This window comes from Nguyenibacter vanlangensis, assembly GCF_013376155.1.
Classification (GTDB): Bacteria; Pseudomonadota; Alphaproteobacteria; order Acetobacterales; family Acetobacteraceae; genus Gluconacetobacter; species Gluconacetobacter vanlangensis.
The window spans coordinates 1-586 of the sequence record NZ_JABXXP010001206.1; the positions used below are offsets into that span (position 1 = coordinate 1).

The window sequence follows — 586 nt, forward strand, 5'->3', positions numbered from 1 at the left end:
TGATCGAACCCCAGGCCGACGGCGGCGGGGTCGCCCTGCGGCAGATCCCGCATGTCGAGGGCGCGCTGGTGACGATGGACGTGCATAGCGGCCGGGTGCTGGCGATGGTCGGCGGCTGGTCGTTCAACGCGTCGCAGTTCAACCGCGCCACCCAGGCGCTGCGCCAGCCCGGATCGTCCTTCAAGCCGTTCGTCTATCTGACGGCGATGGAGCAGGGGATCTCGCCGTCGCAGAAATTCGACGACTCGCCCGTCTCGTACGGAAGCTGGCACCCGAACAATTACGAGAAGGATTTCTGGGGCCCCACGACGCTGCATGACGCGCTGCGGGAATCGCGCAACCTGGTGACGATCCGCCTGGCGGCGCATATCGGCATGAAGTCGGTGGCCGACATGGCGATCAGGCTGCACCTGGTCGACGCCATGCCGCACGTCCTGCCCGCCGCCCTGGGCGCGGTGGAAACCACCGTCCTGCGTGAGGCCGGGGCCTATGCCGCCATCGCGGCGGGCGGGCGGCTGGTCACGCCCACCCTGATCGACGACGTGCAGGATCGCGACGGCCATGTGCTATGGCGGCCGGCGGGCCT

The 586-nt window shown here is 68.9% G+C and carries 1 protein-coding gene; it reads left to right on the plus strand.

Annotated elements, in window-relative coordinates:
* On the plus strand, positions 1 to 586 hold a 586-nt coding region (locus tag HUK84_RS22135; RefSeq protein WP_281362897.1), incomplete at both ends, for a penicillin-binding transpeptidase domain-containing protein.